This window comes from Rhodococcus sp. C3V, from assembly GCF_029269915.1.
GTDB lineage: Bacteria > Actinomycetota > Actinomycetes > Mycobacteriales > Mycobacteriaceae > Rhodococcus_F > Rhodococcus_F qingshengii.
The window spans coordinates 1-18,082 of the sequence record NZ_JARJBE010000004.1 but is presented as its reverse complement, the minus strand read 5'-3'; the positions used below and the strand labels follow the sequence as shown (position 1 = coordinate 18,082).

Here is an 18,082-nt window from a genome sequence, read left to right as displayed (position 1 = left end):
TTAGCGAGACGCTGCACAATATCAGCGCCTCGCACCCGCAGCCATCTATTCAGTGTGCAGCGTCGAACGCTTCGACGATCTCATTCTTGATTCTTCCCTGGCCTGATACCACATAGCCATTGCTGTTCGCCCAATCGCGAATCGCCTGAAGCTGTTCCGGCGACCTCGATACGACGCCTTTCTTCGCGGGTGTCTGTGTTGCGACGTTGACCAGAACTCGCCGGACCCAAGGTGGTCCAGTGTTCAGGAACCGTCGACACGCCCGATCTGTGCGTCGCTGGGAATGGGCTTGGGGCTTGCTCGGAGGTTTACTGGCGAGCTGCCGGGTAGACCACCTGAACTGCGGGACGCCGTAAACCCAAGGGTGGGCTACATGCACTGCCCGCTTATGGATTGCTCACAAGCACTGTGGGCAGACCGTCGGGGGTGTGCAGCACGCCATTGACACGGACCGGGATCGGCGGCCCGCCCGCATCTCCGGCAGTCCGGCGTCGAACCTCGTCGAGAATCTGCTTGTTCGACATCTGCTGTAGCGCCGTCCTCGTTGCAGGCAGAGGCACGTTCTCTTCTTCGGTCATGTAGCCCGCCGCTACCAGCACCTCCGGCACTGGTGTATCGAACAACGCTGCGACCCGCCGTAGTACCGGCGGAGTTGGGGACCGTGCGATCGTCGTCCACTGGCGCATCAGGGATGGGTACACTCCCATCGCGCGGGCCGCCTCCTCGGCACTCTGGTGACCGCGAGCGGCAATCTGACTTCGAACCCAACGCGCAAATCCTGAAGGCATAGGCACCATTTTCCCATGCGATTCTTGAATGTTCGCACAGCGAAACAGTTCGAGAGTTGCGCAGCAGGGTTCGCTATCCCCATCTGCTGTGCACGAATTGGGGATAGTTCAATTCTCAAGTATCTGTGACTCCATGAAGACTGGTATCCGGCACTGAGTGCACATAATCTGCGGAGGCGACGCCGGGCTTAGCCGAGCTGCGGCGGAGCAGTGCCTCTCCGGACACGCAAGTCACGCGTTCCGTCCGGTGAGGCACCGAATACTGCGCGTCGACGGGAAATCAAGGGCTCGTTTGCGCGCACGGCCCACCGGATGCTGACACTCACCTTCACTTCGGTGGGCCACCCCGAATGCGTGCTGGGTACCGTGAGGTGGTGGCTTCGGCGCGCACAGACCCGCCGCGTTGGACCCCTATTCCGACGTGGCGGGTCACCCGAACTGCGTGCCTCATCCTTGGTCGGATCTTGGGGCGCGCACCGTCCGTCGACACGGCGGAACATGTCGACGGACAACCGTCTTGCCGAACCTCCCGGAGATAGGAATTCGGCAAGCACTGGCTCGCCGCTCTGGCGCATTCCGGAGCGGCGAGCCTCCGACAATTCCGCCTCTTCAAGGCGACGGTTCAGTGCGCACGGCTCACCGATCGCGCGCTCGCAGTCTTACTTGTCAGTCATTCCACGAACGAAAATTGTCCCCCGACCTCACCGCTGGACGCGACGCGACCGGCGGACATAGTGGCGAGGGCCAGGTCGCTGCGATCGCGATGGACGCTGCGCCGCCACCGATGGCGAGCACGGATGCCGTCATATCCCAATCGGGAAGCGTCGCAAGTATGTCCAATTCGCGGGTCACGACACCGAGAGTTCTCACCGCAGAACTCACAGCTGCGCCACCGTCTGTCACCAGACTTGTGCGCGAGACCGGCCACGGCAATGTCGGTACAGAAGCTGACCGCCAGCCGACCGCCGAGATAAACGAGCTCTTCGGCTTCGGCACAACGATCCTGGGGGATGCACCTTCGAGCGGCATAGAACCGAAGTCGAAACGACCCGAAGGGGCAAATAATCGACTGGAACTAATAAGAGATAGCAAGGATTTGGTGCGCTGAGCGCGTTGTGCGGGCAGTGTCGAAATCGACCACCCGCATGCGCGTTTCGGCCCGTAGCTCTCGATGTGTGCCCACACGGACAGGTTAAGTAATAGGCTGGTAAAGAAATCGATACCAGGAGAACGCCACGTGACGGACCTCAGCCCACAAGGACGTGCCCACCTGCGCAAGAACGCGCAGACCTTCGGTGACGAAGCGATGGTCGATGTCCTCGACGCCCTCCAGGCCGCCCTCAATGAACGCGACGAACTCCGAGACCTTCTCGTCGACCGACTCTTCGCCACCGCTCGCGCCGACGAGTCTGGGACCGAACCTGAAATCTAGCGAAATGCTTAGATCTGGTAATAATGGCCCGTGAACACTCACGGCATTGCCACAGCAAACCCGCACCAGAGGCTCCTCATCGCTGCCGCACTCGTCAATGGGTACCCCACGCCGATTCAAGTGCTATGCCAGCAAGAGGAACCAACAGCACCATGACAGAAGAGGAAATGCGCGAGGCGATCCGAGCTCGCGCCGCCCAAGCAGTCGGTCGCGACATCGACGACGGGTGGGTCGAATTGATCAACAACGTCATCCGTAACAAAGCCCCCGAAACGAGGTGACGTCACATTGTCCAGGGGCGCGGTTGAATCTGTCGACGCATCAGCCGCTACGCAGAAGACGGCTCGATAGCCGACACAGGCGGAGCTGCGGTAGTCAGCATGAAGTCCGGGCGAACCAAGTCGTTTACCGTTCTGTCCGTGCCTACGTATGCGCGTTAAGGCCGATATCGATCCGGTTTGGTAGAAAACTTGATAGGACTCACTGAGACGGGTGCCGGCCTCAGCTCCAGCGCCACCCCTCGCCATTCCAATACTGATGCGATAATGACGTCCGACACATCGGCCTGAAGGCATGGCCGCAGAGAATGTGCGCGCAGAAAGAGTCAACAATGAGTCCGCGAAATACCTGGTTGTCGACCCGGTCCACAGAACTGCGCGCTATCCTCCTCGACCTCGGCCTGACGATCACCGATACCGAAGCGCAAACAATTCTCGATGACAAAGTCAATGAGTACGCGACGCTGATGCGCGTCAACCGTCAAACAGCTCAGCGCAGTTTCGGTGATGAACACCTGGCCCGGTTTGCCCAGTCGCTAGCACTCTCCATTTCGGACGAAGCTCCGGGTGCGAACCTTGTCGAGTTCGAGCGAACGATCTCGATGTCTATCCCGGCGGTGGGGCTGACAACCGCAGCTTTGGCGGAAGCGCTGAAGGTAGCGCACGCCAACCTCAAAGACATCGCCATCAGCGAAGGGCTGAGTCATCTCTCGACCCTGGGGATGATCACCGCAGAGGCCAGCGCGTTTCTCGTGCCCGTCCCGCGTCCGCTTCTACTTCGAATCGCCCGGTTTCTGGACATGGCAGGTACCTCCGTCAAGGACGGTGCGAACTTGCCGGAAGGGCTTGCGGAATCAGGGCGCGCGCAGTTCGCTGAGATCCTCAGCGTTGACGCTGACGGGATCCGTGCCATTGCGAACGACAACAGCGACGACGCGCCCGAGCTGTGGCGGACGCCGAATCCTCGTTGAAAGAACAAACTCGGAGGATCCACGTTGCAGACTCTTTTCGATCGCCACGCGACCGCGGCGGATGAGTGCTTACACGGAAATGACTGTCTTTGAACAGGAGGGCTGTGTTCGGAAACAACCTCGATACTGTCGAAGCGCCAGTAGGATCCGGGCATGACTTCTGTTGCCGTTTTCGTGGGTATTAGTGGGCGACTCGGGTCGGTCTTGGTGTGCTTGTGAGTAACGATGAAGAGTACGTAGAAGAAATCCGCGTCGTTCGCCGGAAGAAGGACACCTACAGGTCGAAATCGTCGAAGTCCAAGGACTTCGAGAGCGATCTCCTTCGCAGCAAGACCTCTAAGAATGTTGCCGGTCCGACCGAGTCCCGACGGGTCAACGAACAGGAACTTCGTGAGAGGTACCGGGGCGATCCTATCTTCGTGACGTCTTCAGTCTCCTCTCCACGTGAACTTACACCGAGCCAACAAGCACTCGCCGACGTCATTGCCGACGCCGGGAGCATAGTGATACGCGAGTTCTTGGTCCCGCTGATCAGAGACGTCGCAGCTCCCGCGGCCAAGGCGAAACTGGGTGAGTTCGCGGCGCGTCAGCGTATTCGGACGCTGGAACGAGCTGAAGCTAAAACGAAATCATCCGACGCTGACGCTGTGCAGGTCGACGTTGTGGGCGAGGAAAGTTTCGCTCCCGTCGCCGATCTGGAAGTTGCGGAGCCTTCGATCCCGGTCACCCGAAGCGCCCTCATGCTCGCCCAGTTGCAGTTGAAACTCGCGCAGGACTACGCCGCCAAGCAACAATGGCTCATTTCGCACGCTGAGGTCGTAGATGAAGATCTCTCGCCGGAACTGGAGCAATCCCTCACGCGGATGATCGAAGGCAGGGCGAATGAGCTGAATGATACGGAGCGCGAAGCGGTTGCGGCCTTCCTTCAGCAGGCCGAGAATATCGCGGGCAGCAAGCCTGCGCTGGCTCCTCACGGAAGACTCCGACGAGTCGCGGACGAGGTTCGCAAGGTACCGAAACGACCGCGTAGGCCCAGACAGGCTCCATAGCCTGTCTCCCGTTGCTGCGCGCGACCGTCAGTTTGCCTCGTTGTCCTGACGCGTACTCCTGAATTACAGCCCGGCCGAGATAGCTAAGTATCTCTAGTGACTGGCGTCGAACGCCCCGATAATTTCTTTCTTAATCCTTCCGCGACTCGACACCTCGTACCCGTTGCTGTTGGCCCAGTCCCGGATTGCCTGTAGCTGTTCTGGTGATCGATGCGCGGTCTTCGTAGAAGCTTGTGTCCGGCTGTTCTTCTTGGCCGTGCCAACTTTTTGGGCGGACTGAATGAACGGCGCCAATGCTGCTTCAAGTTTATCGGCGTTCGTTGGCCGCAGATCGATCTGGTAGTCGGCGCCTTGGTACGAGAACGTCACACGCCGCTCGAATCCGGAATCGATCGGCTTTCCGTCGAGATCGTCGGTGAAGGTTCGGATGAAGATTTCGGCCACGGTGAGGGACCCCTGTTTGTTTCGGAAAAGATGGCAGGCAGCACCATACAGTCAATTCGGTGCGTCTTTGGGAGGTGGTCGTACCTGGAGTCGCGGGAATTGACGGCCAAGGTTGTCGTCAGATGCGTACTGCCCAGGTTGGTCGCCATCGAGGATCAACCACGGCGATATGCTGCGCTCCCGATGCGGCGATCAGGGCGGCGCGGTGTCTGCCGTCTACCCAGGTGCCTCCACTTCCGATGTCGAGTGGGCGGGCGTGGAGTTCGCTCCACGCAAAGAGGTCGGGCCCGAACAGCCCGGACTCGTCGCCGTACAACACCCACGTCTCGAAGTCCCATCCGGTCGCCCGCTCCTGAACCACTGCAACACTCAAGTCTGCGATGGTCAACCAATCGACAGCGGGATACCCCTCGTGAAGTCGCCAATTGTTCGACTCCACCACTGCCCCTGTGACTTTCGGCAGGGTCGACACCGGCCGCACGACAAACTCCACGAACGTGCATCTCCCGTAAACGCTGGTAAGTATGCAGTGAGAGCAAAACGCCTTCCGGTCGCCCGATGCGATCGGGTGCGGCGGCAAAGCAGAACGTACTCCCCCAGAACGCACTTCACGCAATTCTAAAGTCTTATGCGTCGAGCTGACGCTTCAAGGTATTTGACACTTTTGCGCTCGAAATCTCAGATTTGGCCCGGATCACCGTCGGTGCGTTGTCGCCGACCGACGCGTCGTTGTTGTTCAGCACGTTCACGGCACTCCCGCCGAAACGCCTCCTCGGCTGCGGGATCATGCGCTGCGACCGTTCGCCTCCCTTCGTCATCGACGTGCGCAGCAACGCTCGCGTAGTCCGGTGACGCGCTCTGCCCACGACCGGCGACCAGCCACAACACCGATCCGAGCATCGGGACGAACAGGATCACCACCATCCAGAGTGTCTTCGGCAGATGCTGGATGTATCTCACGTCTCGGGTGACCACGTCGACCAGGCAGAAAGTCCACAGAGCGATCGTCACAAGACTGAAAACGAACAACGGCACGGCGCCTCCTCCCGAATACGTATTTCTCGCAGATCCTATCGAAAGTCGCAGAGGTAGTGCAGCCTTCAAGTAGCTGTAACTTCGCAAAGACTGGTATCAGCGTCTTTGTGTCGCCTATTGTTCCGATTGGCGTCACAGTTTCCTTGTTTCCGCCAACGAGGGAGATGGCGCCTGCACCCCGCCGACGGTGTCCCCAAACCGTCGGCGGGGCACCATGTACCGGCGTACCGCTTCCGCCTCGGTTCTCGGTACGCCACGCTCACCGACTTGCTGGTCACTCTCGGGTCGGTGAGCGATAGAAAAAGCTGCGTATCGAAGATTCCTCCATGTCCCTTCGATGCGCTGGGCTCGCCGGTCACGGTCTCCGAACACCTTGGCCGGCGAGCCACCCACCATCTGCCGTGACGGCCCCGAGAGGGTCACCTGCCCGGCATCGTCCGGGTTGCGGCCGCGGCTCCGAGCACGCGAAGTATCATTCGTACCGTGCGTCAGCGGTTCGTCGGCTCACCGCACACCGCCTGCCTTGGATTGTTCCGCCGAGCAAACAGGTTAAGGCCACTCGAACTGCGTGCCACTGTTCGTGACAGTCGGTGGCATGCACGGCCCGCCGGGTTGAACACCTAACCTCGACCTGGCGGGCTACCGATGACTGCATGTCGCTTTCCGTGGCGGTCGGCGGCATGCATGGTCCACCGGGGCGACACTCACATGTTCGCCGGTGGACCACCCCGGCTGTGCACCAGACGGACGTGATGGCTGTTCGGTGCACAGGGGCCTGCCGAGCTTTCTGCACTGAAGACTCGGCAGGCCACCCCGATCCAGCGATCGAACCATTCCTGATTACGCGAGTCCGTTTTGTCACGGCACAGAATCCACTTAGCTACATGGCGAAAGTAGCTGGCCCGCTGCCCGCCGGCAGCCCAGTCGCGGCGCCGTGACACCTCCCCGCAGTTTCATGCCTACTCGGGGCGAAAGGTCATGGGATCTAGGGGCTTTCGGCCTATTTGGTATAAACGATGCGAATGGAACGATGCGAGAGTGAAAATGAACGCTCAAGTCATCAGGTCCCATAGGCGTCGGGCCAGGCGTTACAGCCCCACTCGCTGGTGGAGCACGGCACTGGTGGTGGGCCTCTGTGTCATCACCGGATTAATCATTGCCGCCAGTGTGCTCCTTGATGGCCGCCACTGGAGTTGATCGGCAGTATTTGAAGCCTCAATTAGCTGTAACTTCACGAAGACTGGTATCACTTTCACCGCGCCCCCTAGTGATCGAACTGACATCATGAGGTCTCGTTTTCGCCAATGGAGGAGATGGCACCCGCGCCCCGTTGACGGTGTCACCACACCATCGGCGGGGCACCATGTTCGGCGTACCGCTTCCGCCTCGGTTCTCGGTACGCCCGGCTCACCGGCCGAGTACACACGGACTGATCACCGGCCCGGTCGGTGAGCCACTCAGACTGCGCGCCGAAGTTCCTCCATCTTCTCCGGCGCGCATGGCTCGCCGGTCACGGTCTCCGAACACTGTGGCGGTGAGCCGCCTCGCCCGACAGGGTGCCGATGCTCGTCGCAGTGTTCGGCCTCTCGTTGAAACTGGGCGCTGCCACGATTTACTGACTGCCCCACCCATGCGAACCGGTTTTGCGCGGTGCGGGACCAAAGCTCGCCATATGCAGGACAAAGTGCATCGACACGAGACCTGCGTGACATCTAAGGTGGAGATGTAAACACCTGCTTCTCGGTGTTTACCGGTCTCGTCGGTCCCCTTGGTGTGTGGCCGTCGGGACCGTCCTGTTTCCGCGTCCGGCGGCGGTTTCCGCTCACGGCGCGCGACTGCCTCGTCGGCGAGTGACGTCTGCGGACGATCGACAACGCCGATCGTGGTGTTTTCCGAACATGAGCGCGAGGTCGGATTACCTAGTGATCTACCCACTGCGATCCCTGCACCCTGACACACCATACTGCGATGTAACTCGATATTCTCTAGAGTGGGTCCGCTGCGGGCTCCTGCCCTCGGATATGCCGTCGCGCAGTACGACTGGCCGATGAGGATCCTCGATGAGCGACGTAGATGCCAGTAGCGGCTTGGTGACCAGGCTCGGTGCCGTTCCCATTGCCGACGGTGCTCTGATGACCAAAATGCTGCGAGATGCCTTGGTGCGGCATGCAGAGAGCGGTGTGGACGTTGCCGAGCCCGCCTTGCTCGGACTGCTTGCCATTGTCGGTGCGCTCGAAGATCGTCTGGCGCATCATGCGCCCGCGTCGCCGCTGGAAGTGACGTCATGAAGAACGCTCTGCTGCGGCTGCGAGCTCGCGTGGAGGAGCGTGTCGATCTTTCGTCCGACCGGTCATCCGGGCTGACGCCGGAAGCGATATTAGTGCTCGGGAGCATCTTTGCGGCGCTGAGTGTCATCTGGTGGGCTGCGTAGCCGAAGGTTATGCACAGGCACTGTGGAACGAGTGGGGATAACCCCTTCCGGGTGATGCATACCCAGTCGTCTCGATGTAGAGGCCTTACTGGCCACGTTTCGTCGATTCGCCTACCCGAGCGGTGGTGGCACTCACCGCTTCGCCTCCGTAGCGAATAGCCTGCTTTCGCAGCCCGGCAGCGAGTCCCGGTGCCGAGCAACGCGCTGGCGGTTGCCGAACTTTTACGAGTCCTTCGGGACTTTGCCGAGCGCCTGACATGACTTTCTAAACGAAATACCTCGCATAGTGGCCGAGTGTGATTCGCTCCCCGCGTGGCTCCGCCCGCAAAACTCCTGCGCTCGGCCTACCTCGCGGAATCGCGCGCCAGCAATTAACTATTGACGATTCAACTACCGTCCGGCGAGGCGAAGCGTCGATTTCGGCGCCGTCACGCTGCAATGAGTGAACTCAACCGGCCTGTTCTTCTGTTTGCCCGCTCATCACTGCGTCTGTCTAATTGATGACTTTCGTGACGCTTGCCATATCGGGACAAAAGTCCCACGTGCTGGTCACGAGCTTGTCGAGATGTATCCGTGATCGAAAGTTCACGATAAATCCGACTACGGCCGATCTGGAGCCTGGTGATCAAACGGAACGCTTGGTACTGTCCGGTAACTTTAATTCAGTTAGTGTTCAGCTACCGCAACGGTTGCTGGCCCGCGACGTAGGAGTTACTCATGGCAACCAGCCCGAAACCCCGTACATCCCGCCGTCGATCGAAGGCAGCAGTGGGACTTGCGGCATGTGCGGTTGCCGCGCTGTCGTCGGGTGTGGTCTTCGCAGGGAGCGCATCGGCAACGCCGACGGCGTTGGCAGACAAATTCGCGAGCACGGTCACCGATGACGGCTGGTCGTTGGATCTTGCCGCCACGAAACTGTCGGCGAATCCGGTGCCGAATCTGGCGACGACGGCGTTCACCCGTGAGGGGTTCGTGTCGGCGAAGGTGACCGGCACGATCGGTGGTCAGGGCGATTCGGCAGTGAAGACCGGTTATGTCGAGCAGGGATTGCAGATCGGCTGCCAGATCGATGTCTCCTCCGGACTTGGCTTGGGGCTTGGCTTTTCGCTCGGCCCGTCTGTCGGTGTGAGTATTTCGGGTGTCCCGTCGGCGAACGTGGGTGTGAATGCGTCGGTGAATCCGAGTATTCAGACCACCATCGCACCGGGAACGATCACCACGATCCCGCTCGGCAAAAAGGACCTCGAAGCGGCGAAAGCGTCGATCACGGCAGAGAACGTGCACGTCAAGATCGATGCCTGCATGGGGCCGGTGACGATCCGCTCCTACGCACAACTCGCCGTCTCAACTGCAACCTCGGACAACAGCCTGTTCGTGTATTCCGATCCGACCTGGCTCTAACCCGAGCAGCCGTCGTCAGCGCTGCATTCTCAACCCACTCTGCGCAGGCCACCATGCCCTCGCACACCCCGTCACACGAGGCCCGAGTCACGGGTTTGCCCATCAAACAGCATCACAGGAGAAGTTCATGAAGATTCGTACCTTGGCCACAGCCGGAGCGCTCACCGCAGGTATCGCCCTCGCCAGCGTTATCGGCGGGGGCGTGGCATCCGCTGCTACCCCGATCGTGCAGCCGGAGCAGGGTCGGATCGGGCTTTCGCTCTCGAATGCGGAAACCGCAGCACTGGCGGCGAGCCCGATCCCCGATGCAATCGCGAACATTGTTCCCGGCTCGCAACGTTGGGTTGGCCGGGCACCGGGTTCGGTCATCACCAACGTCGACGGCAGGGCAAGCGCCCCCGATCGGGTCGTGATCGCCGAAGCTGCGGCGCATCCGGGTGGCTACGTCAACATCTACGTGTCCGACCCGAACAACCCCGTCACCGAGGGGTACATCGTGCAGACCTACCAGCACTGGAACTGAACTAGGGCCGGTAAACCCAGACCCTGACTGCTGCCGCCGAACTCGTTGTTTCACTTCACCTATCCGCCGTTTGGAGTTTCTGTCATGACCATCCGCAACGCTGAACACGCTCGGTCCCGCCCGATGACTGAGCCGCCGGCCACAGCTCGTAGTGGCCGCAGTGCGGATACCGACGACTGGGACCCCGACAGTGAACTCAGCGAAACCTCGAAGGCGGTGATCGCCACCGTCTTCGGTCTCGCATTGTTGATTGCAGCGTTCGCGGTGATCGGACGACTCGGGGGCTGGGCCGCTGATTATGGGACGATTCTGGTGTATCTGGCGTTCTTTCTGTGGATGTCGATCGCGGGCCGGGTGTTCTGGTGGGGCGCGGACAAGCTCATCGCCGAGGCGCGGAAGAAGTCGAACACGGGCGATCGCCGGTGAAGTCTGTGCTGAAGCTGCGCAGGTCCATCGCGGGAGCGCTCGCTGCCGGAGCACTGTTGACCGGGGTGGCGGGGGTGATCGGTGCGGGAATCGCGCTGACCGCCGCACCCGCAACTGCGGGACCAGCGGAGGACTGCGCCGCCGTGCGAGCACGCGATCATCAGATCTACCTGAACCTGATCGCGTCACTACCGCCCGGTGCGCCGATCCCGCCCGAGTACATCAACCCGTGCCTGACCGCACCCACCACGACTTCGACGGCGGCGCCGACAACCACCGTCGGACTACCGGGTGCACAGGCTCCGGGCGGTGGCCCGAACGTCGGCGCGAACGCGCCCACGAACTTCCCGACCTACAACGGCACCCCCATCGTCCCCGTCCCCGGCGTCGCGCTGCCTGGACAGCCGAATACGCCGACAGCGCCAAGTATCGAGAACCCTGCAGGAGTCCCGGTTCCGACGACCACCAGCGGACCCGCCCCGACCACCCCGCAGCCCGCTGGATCGACCGCACCCACAGCGGTCCCCGATCGTGGTCCCGGACCTGTTCCCTCTGGAACACCGAATACTGTTCCCGGACAGTCGGAATCGAATCCCACGGTCACCCCCTCGGGACTCAGCGACGACGACGGGCGCGATCGGTACCTCGAACTCGTGTTGGTCGGTGCCGCCGCATTCACAGCCGGCGGGATCGGAGTACGTGGGCGTCGTTCACCGTTCGGCCCACGCATACCGTTGGGTGGGCGGACACCGGAATCGATCCTCTCCCAGACAGTCGGTACCCTCGCCTCACCGCTGATGCAGTACGCCAAGGGTGGCCAGTCGAAGATCACGGTCACCGATCCCGGCGGGGGACGTCGTACGTTCTTCCTCATCCACGACGCGACGTCCTCACACGAAGCGGAAATCCCCGTCGACGTCCCGCCCGGCGGGCATATGAGCGTTAATCCGGACGGCTCAGTCACCGTCTTCGACGCGGACGGAAACCCGGTCTCGGTCGTCGCAGCTCCGTGGGCGTACGACGCCAACGGCAATCCTGTTTCCACCGACTACGAAGTTCGCGACGGCCGCCTGATTCAGACGGTGTACGCCGACGAAGCGACCGCGTACCCGATTTTGGCTGATCCGCCGGAAAAGAAGGCGAAAGCACCCACCTCTGTCGCTTCGAAACAAGTCCAGAAAAATACGAACACCGCCGCACCCAAGCCGAATTCGATGACCTCGCGCACAAGTCCGCAGAAACCGCAGAACAGTGGAAACACGAACTCGGGCAACACTTCCGGAGCCACGAACAGCGGCACCACCGCTGGTAAGTACGCCGGGACCACCACCCAAGGCTCCGCTCCGGTCACGAAACCTGCATCTCCCAATCAGTCACCGCGCACCACCACCAAACCTGGACCGAAGCCCGCGCCGACCTCTCAGGAACAAGCAACGAACCAACTCGCCCAAGCACACGGCGAAGTCCCTCCGGTTGCACCTTCGAAACCCGTGCAACCAAATCAGTCGCCACGCACCACAACCAGTCCGGGCCCCAAACCCACTGTTAGTCCACGTCAGCAAGCTGCGAATCAGCTTGCCGAAGCGCACGGGGACGTGCCTGCCGGGTTCACTGGCAATGTGCCGATCCCGCCAGATCCGAACGCGCCCGACGATCGATCGTTCCCGCAAAAAGTGTGGGACACCGCGTGGGGTGTCGGGGAAAGTGCCGTCGACACAACAGTCGATAGCGTCGGAACGCTCGGAGACGCGTGGCGAAATTTCCTCGTAGTCCCCGTGCACGATGCCGCCGTCGATCCGTTCGGCTTCAATCGCGGCCAACGAGCACAACCTTCACCCGAGCATTCTCCGGCTGAGATCGCTGCCGCAGCCGCAAATATCGTTGCTCTGATCCCAGGAGTGGGTGCAGCGGGCCGCGCCAGCGGCGCTGCAGTGCGCGAAGCAGTGGAGGCTGTTCTGCGTCGCGGCGGGACCCCCGCAGAAGCCGAAGCAGCAGGTCGCCGCGTAGTCGCCTCGACACCCGTGGGTGGTCGAGGAGGCCGCGAATTGGACGTAAAGCCAGGAACCAATCCTCCGGGAGTAGTCAACGGTCGCGAGTACACTGGGCATGCGTTTGATCGAATGCAGAGGCGCGGCATCCTCCCCTCCCTTGTCGAACAGGCAATTCGAAATGGGGTGGCCACCCCTAGCAGCGACGCAACGATCGTATTCTATGATTCGGCAAATAACCTATCAGTCGTCGTTAACGAGGTCGGTACAGTTGTGACGACCTCATTTGGACGACTAAGAGGAAAGTGAAGTCAATATGACGGAAAACGGAAAATTTCGCACTGAAGGCGAGCAGGTTAGTCGTGATTACAGGGAAGGTAAAATATCCCTACAAACGCTCGTCGATATATTTGAGAGCTATGTGGACGCACGTGAATCCGAAAATGCGCCCGATTTCGAGGAACTGAGGGGTGCGTGGTTGCAAATAGAAATAATAAATGCGGTGCGATGGGACGATCCCACGAAGGCATCCAAAAATGAGACGGCAGTTCGAGAGTTTATCCAAGAATTCTTGGACTTGCTTCCATAGTGACTTTTCTCCGGACATAGGGAGTTTCGCCTGACCGGAATCGACTTCGGCGCACGCAGACATGCCGGCCAACCCGCGTCCTGCGCCAGCAGGTGGGAGGATGGCCAGCGACGACACCTAGATGACTCTCGCGCTGCACGACGCACCCCGTAGAGGTCTCGGACTTCGCCGACATCCCCGCAGTCGCCGACTCGATCGTCCGACACTCCATCGCATGGGAACTCGATCCCGAAAACTTCCGTACCCCCAGGCATGACATGCGTGGACTCATTGGCGAATCTGCGCGGCGGCGCCATTGGTACGACTCTGACGGGTCCACAAGTCCGCCGGTTTGCTGTGCGGTCATGCGATTGGTGCCCGCCGCATTCGCGCCGGAGCCGTATTGGCGGGGCGTGACCGCCCTTCAAGCTGTGATCACCCACAAACACACCCGCGCAATAGTTCCCGCGCCGCTTCAGTCCGACGCGGTCAGTCACGCGCCGAACGCCAAGGCCGGTTCCTTTCCTGCTGTCAAAATTGTTCCCAACTCGTGTACAACTCCGGCACCCACGCCAGTGCTGTGCATACATAACATCCGGGATATCCCCGCTAAAGCCAATAGCGACTGGATTCTATGGCGGCGTAGTCTGGCTCGTCCCAGTCTGCATTGGTTGGGTGTGTCTGCCAAAAACGCCGGATGGACTCAATCGAGTCGGTGACTTCTCGGAGAAGGGACGCTTGATGATGAACAAAGGTTGAATTTGTCACATTACTCGTAAGGGTATGTGCAGGTTTTTGACGCAACCGTCGAACGTCGCGGAGCGGCCGAAGGACAGCCTTCGCTTGCGCCTCATCGACCCCGAACCTTCTCAATGCCAGTTCCAGGCGGGTAAGTGTTCCTAGCTGTTCGCCATTGTTATTCTTCTTCTCTACACCCAACAGATCAAGCGCCTTGTACCGTAAATTCTCAGACAGGAGCTTGTCAAGCTGGTGAACAAATGCGTCGTACTCGCTCTGAGAAGGACGCACAATCCAACCAAAACCATCCGGCCTTGATATCGTATTGAGTAGCACATCGCCGTGAGCTCGTTCAAATAAGATGTTAAGCGTTTCCAGTTCGTAGAAAAAACGTTCAAAAGGACCCATGCCGTCAGGCCAGTGCCCCATTTGTTGTCTCCACCATATGAGGTGCGGGGATATATCACGCGTTTTCTCAATTTCGTAGGTACTCCACCTCAACTGATGGACCGAGTTAAGCTTGCGAAGGTCCACATAAAATGCGCACACGAGCCGTTTGATTTCCGAATCGGGATTATCTTTGTCGAACTTGGATAAATCGTACGCAAAGCCCACGTGATTGATGGCGATTTTGTCCATCTCGGGTTCCGACTCATCCATGTATAGGTCGTCGCTCAACCAAATATCCACCCCGTAGTCACCAACTTGGAACACGAACCTTGGATCATTGCGATACGGCTCAAGGACTTCATACTTGAAAAAAGCGAGCTCCAGGGTTCCGTGCCCTTCGGCCATTACCCTGTCGTACGGGAGACCCTTGTAGCGATCTCCCAGATCATAACCTTCCATGGCAGTGACCGTTGGATAGAGGCAGACGAAATGTTCGTCGACAGTAAGGTTCCGTAGAGACTCGATTTGATCATCAGTGGTACGTCGAGGCTTCCAGGGTCTTATGTGGGGGTTAAGGTAATCTCTCTCGTCAACTACCTGGACTAGGTCACGCCTGACAAGCTCCTCCGTAGCGATAAGGTCTATTTCTTCTGCATTACGGATTGGCAGGCCATTAAAATCGCGGGAATCTAGATAAAACGTGATAATCTTGTCGAGAGTTGAGTCCATATGCCCATCTTAGCAGGAAGCGTATAGTAGCCGACCGACATCAAAGCGGGCACATCGGTAATCTTAGCGGACAGATATGATTTAGCAATCAGAGATCCTGTGGTCGCGGGCCTCGTCTCAATTGGAATGATTTTTCGATTACGCGCCAAGAAATTGATGCAACGAGAGACGCGGCTTCTTAGCACTCCCCTATTGCGACTGCCAAAGAAATGATCCATATTCAGACCAACACAGCCTACTCCCGTTTCATGCGAGGAGAAACATACGACGCACCATCGACGATTACATCCAGTGGACGAATTGTCACCATCCGACCTGTTCTACGCCCACAACCGGATGCGCAACTACTAGCGAAAGCCCTGATTCAACTGGCAATGGAGGAAGCAAAAGCCGAGATCGACCAGCGCAGCACCGATGACAAAGCCGCGTAGCGGCGTCCTCAAGAGCTACTCATCTCTCGCCGCCCACCGATTGAACTTCGGCGGACGCAGTTGCACGCCCGATTTCTTGAGCGCCTTACCGACACTGCTCGCTGCCAGGTTGTACTTCCGCCCGAGCTCAACTGTGGATTTCCCTCGTTCGTAGTGCCAGGTCAGCTCCGCCAGCAGCTTCGTGTCGATCGTCGCTCGCGGGTGCAGCGGTATGCCGTGCTTAACCAGCAACCTGGTCACCGTTTGACGGTGAATACCGAACAGCTTCGCTACCTCGAACGCCGTCTTGCCTGAACGGTAGACATCGATCATTGCGGCCATCTCAGTCTTACTCAGCCGACGCTGCGGCTGATATTCCGACGCCGGCACCCCTACCTGCGACTTTTCCACCGACTGCGGTTCGATTCGTTCACCCAACTCCCGGACAAGCGCCGCAAACGGGGAGTTTTTGTTCGAAACGGATTCACGTAGGAGCACCACAAGATTTGATTCACGGATAGTCACACTGCGTGGACGAGCGGCCACTGGGCAGAGCAGTCGGATACGGACCGAAACCTAGCCCACAAATTACGTGCCGTCCGCAGTAATCTGCCACGCATGAAGAAGGCACTTCCGAAGACCCTGAAGTCACTCGCCCGGACCGTTGGAATCCTGGCACTCGCGATCGTCGTGGTATCCGTCGTCGAGAGGTTCACCGGCGCACACCAACCGACGACCGGTCCCGCCTCGTTGACCGGGCCAGACCAATCGTTGTAGCCCTTCCCTGCGCCTGCGACAAGGTCGTCTCACGAAGTTCTACGACAACGAGCCGGTAGCCAAGAATCCACCAATGCCAGCCGAGTCGCATGCAACACGCTCAGCAGAGCCGCCGCACAGTGTCACAGAATCTCTGGGCTCCGGATCCCAGGGCGTATAACAGCAGCCGGAGTAGTCGGACCTTGCTGGCGGCCGTGGGCGTAGCACCAATGACACAAGCTGCGTCAGAATGGTTGAGCGAGAACTCGATTCGAAGTTCTAATTTCGCGAAGTTTCCAGGGAGCCGTGAGAGGCGCCGGCTCTGGGACCTCGCAGCTACTCGGTGCGGTTGCTCGGATGTGGCGACTGCGCACCGATCGAACCCGCCGCATCCGCCGTCAGCGACTACGCAACGACCGTCACCATTTGACTCCGGGCATCGAAAGCGCTTGAAAAGTAAGCCAGTTCATCGTGCCGAGATGCGCGAGAACGACCTGAACTTGCGAGGTCTCGAGATCTTCGAAGAAGCCTCCGACGTGGCATTTTCCGAGATCCACTCACATCCCAGGCTGTGCCTCATCCGTGCGCACAAGAGCGTCGCCAAAAGTCGCTGCGGCGCGTGATCAACTGGACTGACGCAACCGTACCGAAGGCTTTCTACGAAAAGCTGGGCGATTCTTCGTCTCGAAATGCCATGTCGGCCCCCGAAGCATTAGCGACGGTTAACTCAGGCCGAAATCTAATCTGCTAAGAAAAACGAATCTAATGTGACCCCTATCTCTGGATCCTTTCAGAACAGGGGTTTCGATGACGCGCGACTGAATTCACCCCCTAATTCACCCTCCTCCTATACACAGAAAAGTGATTTGCATTTATGTCGAGCGTGTGCGCACAGATAATTCGCTCCACGCCTTGTCGTTCCGACAGCAAATAAGGGGCGGTGAACTGCATAAAGGCCCATTCGGTACAGCAGCGCGGACTCGGCTCGGCCGCTCACCGATTGTCGACAGGAGCCAGGGCAGGTATACAACTGATGGTCGAGATCGAATTGTGATGAACCAGCCAGTTAACTCGAAATAAATCAACGGAAGATAGATATAGCCAGGTAAGCGCAGTTTTTCTTGCATGGACGCACGTCCATGGCGTGTCCAGCTATGCGATTTGCTCGTGTTAGATTCCTGATTGCGCATCGCCCGGTTTGCGCCTTCTGCGTTGTTTGCGCGGAATTTGCATCCTCTCGCGAACGGCCCCGCGCACATTTCTTTACGTTGTGCCAAAGAAAGGAATTTCATGAAAACCGTCACGGCAGCGAAGCACGCAGCACGAAGACTCCCCCTCGGAGCCATCGCACTGTTGCTATTGCTATCCGGGATGGTGCTCATGCCCGAACTGCAATGAATCGCGCAGGAAAGATCCTCGGCCGCAGCCTTTAGTACCTCGTAGGTCGTCGCGTTAGGTAATACCGGCGGTCGATCTTTCTTGGAATTTCCTGGCCTACCCAGAGCCGGCCGTCGGTCTGCGCTGGCGTCAACCAGGTCCGATTACCAACTGTTCGGCTCCGCAATAGGACGCCTGAGAATCACCAACGCTCGCATCCAGGCTCCAGAGCTGCTCAAAGGTCCCGTTTCGCTATTCGACGGCCCCGGAAACGGGGCCCAAATCATGTGTTCTGAACGAAAGGTGTTCGTCATGCGTAACCGTGTCTTCCCACGCCGTGCCGGGGAG

20 protein-coding genes are annotated in these 18,082 nt (G+C 59.3%); 11 read left to right on the top strand and 9 right to left on the bottom strand.

Going from position 1 to position 18,082, the window contains the following annotated elements; genetic code table 11:
* Positions 1–49: 49 nt before the first annotated feature.
* The 3 genes from P3G66_RS12345 to P3G66_RS12335 form a co-directional block, all read right to left on the bottom strand.
* Positions 50–214: a histone-like nucleoid-structuring protein Lsr2 gene (locus tag P3G66_RS12345; protein WP_276116766.1), complete on the bottom strand. Its 165-nt coding sequence runs from the start codon at positions 212–214 to the stop codon at positions 50–52.
* 172 nt (positions 215–386) lie between these two features.
* Positions 387–707, bottom strand: a complete 321-nt coding sequence (locus P3G66_RS12340; RefSeq protein WP_276116624.1) for an XRE family transcriptional regulator — start codon at positions 705–707, stop codon at positions 387–389.
* 747 nt (positions 708–1,454) lie between these two features.
* Positions 1,455–1,670, bottom strand: coding sequence for a hypothetical protein (locus P3G66_RS12335; RefSeq protein ID WP_276116623.1), 216 nt, complete (start codon positions 1,668–1,670; stop codon positions 1,455–1,457).
* 355 nt (positions 1,671–2,025) lie between these two features.
* Between P3G66_RS12335 and P3G66_RS12330 the strand changes: the two genes are divergently transcribed.
* The 3 genes from P3G66_RS12330 (at position 2,026) to P3G66_RS12320 (ending at position 3,469) form a co-directional block, all read left to right on the top strand.
* Positions 2,026–2,220, top strand: coding sequence for a hypothetical protein (locus P3G66_RS12330; RefSeq protein WP_151097845.1), 195 nt, complete (start codon positions 2,026–2,028; stop codon positions 2,218–2,220).
* 152 nt (positions 2,221–2,372) lie between these two features.
* On the top strand, positions 2,373–2,501 hold the full coding sequence (locus tag P3G66_RS12325) for a hypothetical protein (protein WP_276116622.1): 129 nt from the start codon (positions 2,373–2,375) through the stop codon (positions 2,499–2,501).
* Between the two features lie 329 nt (positions 2,502–2,830).
* Complete coding sequence (locus P3G66_RS12320) at positions 2,831–3,469, top strand: hypothetical protein (RefSeq protein WP_276116621.1); 639 nt, start codon at positions 2,831–2,833, stop codon at positions 3,467–3,469.
* A 629-nt stretch (positions 3,470–4,098) separates the two neighbouring features.
* Here P3G66_RS12320 and P3G66_RS12315 read toward each other — a convergent pair.
* The 4 genes from P3G66_RS12315 to P3G66_RS12300 all read right to left on the bottom strand — a co-directional run bounded on the left by P3G66_RS12315 (position 4,099) and on the right by P3G66_RS12300 (position 5,997).
* Entirely contained in the window at positions 4,099–4,443 is a 345-nt protein-coding gene (locus P3G66_RS12315) for a hypothetical protein (RefSeq protein ID WP_276116620.1), read from the bottom strand.
* 168 nt (positions 4,444–4,611) lie between these two features.
* Positions 4,612–4,962, bottom strand: coding sequence for an Lsr2 family protein (locus tag P3G66_RS12310; protein ID WP_276116619.1), 351 nt, complete (start codon positions 4,960–4,962; stop codon positions 4,612–4,614).
* A gap of 118 nt (positions 4,963–5,080) precedes the next feature.
* Positions 5,081–5,455 carry a hypothetical protein gene (locus tag P3G66_RS12305; RefSeq protein WP_276116618.1) on the bottom strand — a complete coding sequence of 125 codons (375 nt, stop codon included), beginning with the start codon at positions 5,453–5,455 and terminating at the stop codon, positions 5,081–5,083.
* Between the two features lie 185 nt (positions 5,456–5,640).
* A complete protein-coding gene (locus P3G66_RS12300; protein WP_276116617.1) occupies positions 5,641–5,997 on the bottom strand; it encodes a PLD nuclease N-terminal domain-containing protein in 357 nt (118 codons plus the stop codon).
* 2,060 nt (positions 5,998–8,057) lie between these two features.
* Between P3G66_RS12300 and P3G66_RS12295 the strand changes: the two genes are divergently transcribed.
* The 5 genes from P3G66_RS12295 (at position 8,058) to P3G66_RS12275 (ending at position 13,075) form a co-directional block, all read left to right on the top strand.
* Positions 8,058–8,285 carry a hypothetical protein gene (locus P3G66_RS12295; protein ID WP_276116616.1) on the top strand — a complete coding sequence of 76 codons (228 nt, stop codon included), beginning with the start codon at positions 8,058–8,060 and terminating at the stop codon, positions 8,283–8,285.
* An 860-nt stretch (positions 8,286–9,145) separates the two neighbouring features.
* Positions 9,146–9,829: an MspA family porin gene (locus P3G66_RS12290; protein WP_276116615.1), complete on the top strand. Its 684-nt coding sequence runs from the start codon at positions 9,146–9,148 to the stop codon at positions 9,827–9,829.
* A gap of 127 nt (positions 9,830–9,956) precedes the next feature.
* A complete protein-coding gene (locus tag P3G66_RS12285) occupies positions 9,957–10,352 on the top strand; it encodes a hypothetical protein (RefSeq protein ID WP_276116614.1) in 396 nt (131 codons plus the stop codon).
* Positions 10,353–10,436: 84 nt separating this feature from the next.
* Positions 10,437–10,778 (top strand): hypothetical protein, encoded by a 342-nt coding sequence (locus P3G66_RS12280; RefSeq protein WP_276116613.1) that lies wholly within the window; start codon positions 10,437–10,439, stop codon positions 10,776–10,778.
* The gene (locus P3G66_RS12275) at positions 10,775–13,075 is read left to right on the top strand and encodes a DUF4258 domain-containing protein (protein ID WP_276116612.1); all 2,301 of its coding nucleotides are present in this window, start codon (positions 10,775–10,777) and stop codon (positions 13,073–13,075) included. Before P3G66_RS12280 ends, P3G66_RS12275 begins: the two co-directional genes overlap by 4 nt.
* 868 nt (positions 13,076–13,943) lie before the next feature.
* Here the strand turns inward: P3G66_RS12275 and P3G66_RS12270 are convergent.
* A complete protein-coding gene (locus P3G66_RS12270) occupies positions 13,944–15,191 on the bottom strand; it encodes a hypothetical protein (protein ID WP_276116611.1) in 1,248 nt (415 codons plus the stop codon).
* 248 nt (positions 15,192–15,439) lie between these two features.
* Between P3G66_RS12270 and P3G66_RS12265 the strand changes: the two genes are divergently transcribed.
* On the top strand, positions 15,440–15,622 hold the full coding sequence (locus P3G66_RS12265) for a hypothetical protein (protein WP_276116610.1): 183 nt from the start codon (positions 15,440–15,442) through the stop codon (positions 15,620–15,622).
* 15 nt (positions 15,623–15,637) lie between these two features.
* Here the strand turns inward: P3G66_RS12265 and P3G66_RS12260 are convergent, their stop codons facing one another.
* Positions 15,638–16,012 carry a Hin recombinase gene (locus tag P3G66_RS12260; RefSeq protein WP_276116609.1) on the bottom strand — a complete coding sequence of 125 codons (375 nt, stop codon included), beginning with the start codon at positions 16,010–16,012 and terminating at the stop codon, positions 15,638–15,640.
* 207 nt (positions 16,013–16,219) lie between these two features.
* Between P3G66_RS12260 and P3G66_RS12255 the strand changes: the two genes are divergently transcribed.
* Positions 16,220–16,378 carry a hypothetical protein gene (locus P3G66_RS12255; RefSeq protein WP_003945304.1) on the top strand — a complete coding sequence of 53 codons (159 nt, stop codon included), beginning with the start codon at positions 16,220–16,222 and terminating at the stop codon, positions 16,376–16,378.
* Between the two features lie 458 nt (positions 16,379–16,836).
* Positions 16,837–16,980, top strand: a complete 144-nt coding sequence (locus tag P3G66_RS12250; RefSeq protein ID WP_276116608.1) for a hypothetical protein — start codon at positions 16,837–16,839, stop codon at positions 16,978–16,980.
* Positions 16,981–18,082: the final 1,102 nt, after the last annotated feature.

Excerpts from the sequence above, each read along its gene's own strand:
- P3G66_RS12340 (WP_276116624.1), bottom strand. The coding sequence starts at position 707 with ATGGGAGTGTACCCATCCCTGATGCGCCAGTGGACGACGATCGCACGG.
- P3G66_RS12325 (WP_276116622.1), top strand. The coding sequence starts at position 2,373 with ATGACAGAAGAGGAAATGCGCGAGGCGATCCGAGCTCGCGCCGCCCAA.
- P3G66_RS12320 (WP_276116621.1), top strand. The coding sequence starts at position 2,831 with ATGAGTCCGCGAAATACCTGGTTGTCGACCCGGTCCACAGAACTGCGC.
- P3G66_RS12295 (WP_276116616.1), top strand. The coding sequence starts at position 8,058 with ATGAGCGACGTAGATGCCAGTAGCGGCTTGGTGACCAGGCTCGGTGCC.
- P3G66_RS12290 (WP_276116615.1), top strand. The coding sequence starts at position 9,146 with ATGGCAACCAGCCCGAAACCCCGTACATCCCGCCGTCGATCGAAGGCA.
- P3G66_RS12285 (WP_276116614.1), top strand. The coding sequence starts at position 9,957 with ATGAAGATTCGTACCTTGGCCACAGCCGGAGCGCTCACCGCAGGTATC.
- P3G66_RS12280 (WP_276116613.1), top strand. The coding sequence starts at position 10,437 with ATGACCATCCGCAACGCTGAACACGCTCGGTCCCGCCCGATGACTGAG.
- P3G66_RS12270 (WP_276116611.1), bottom strand. The coding sequence starts at position 15,191 with ATGGACTCAACTCTCGACAAGATTATCACGTTTTATCTAGATTCCCGC.
- P3G66_RS12265 (WP_276116610.1), top strand. The coding sequence starts at position 15,440 with ATGCGAGGAGAAACATACGACGCACCATCGACGATTACATCCAGTGGA.
- P3G66_RS12255 (WP_003945304.1), top strand. The coding sequence starts at position 16,220 with ATGAAGAAGGCACTTCCGAAGACCCTGAAGTCACTCGCCCGGACCGTT.
- P3G66_RS12250 (WP_276116608.1), top strand. The coding sequence starts at position 16,837 with ATGCGCGAGAACGACCTGAACTTGCGAGGTCTCGAGATCTTCGAAGAA.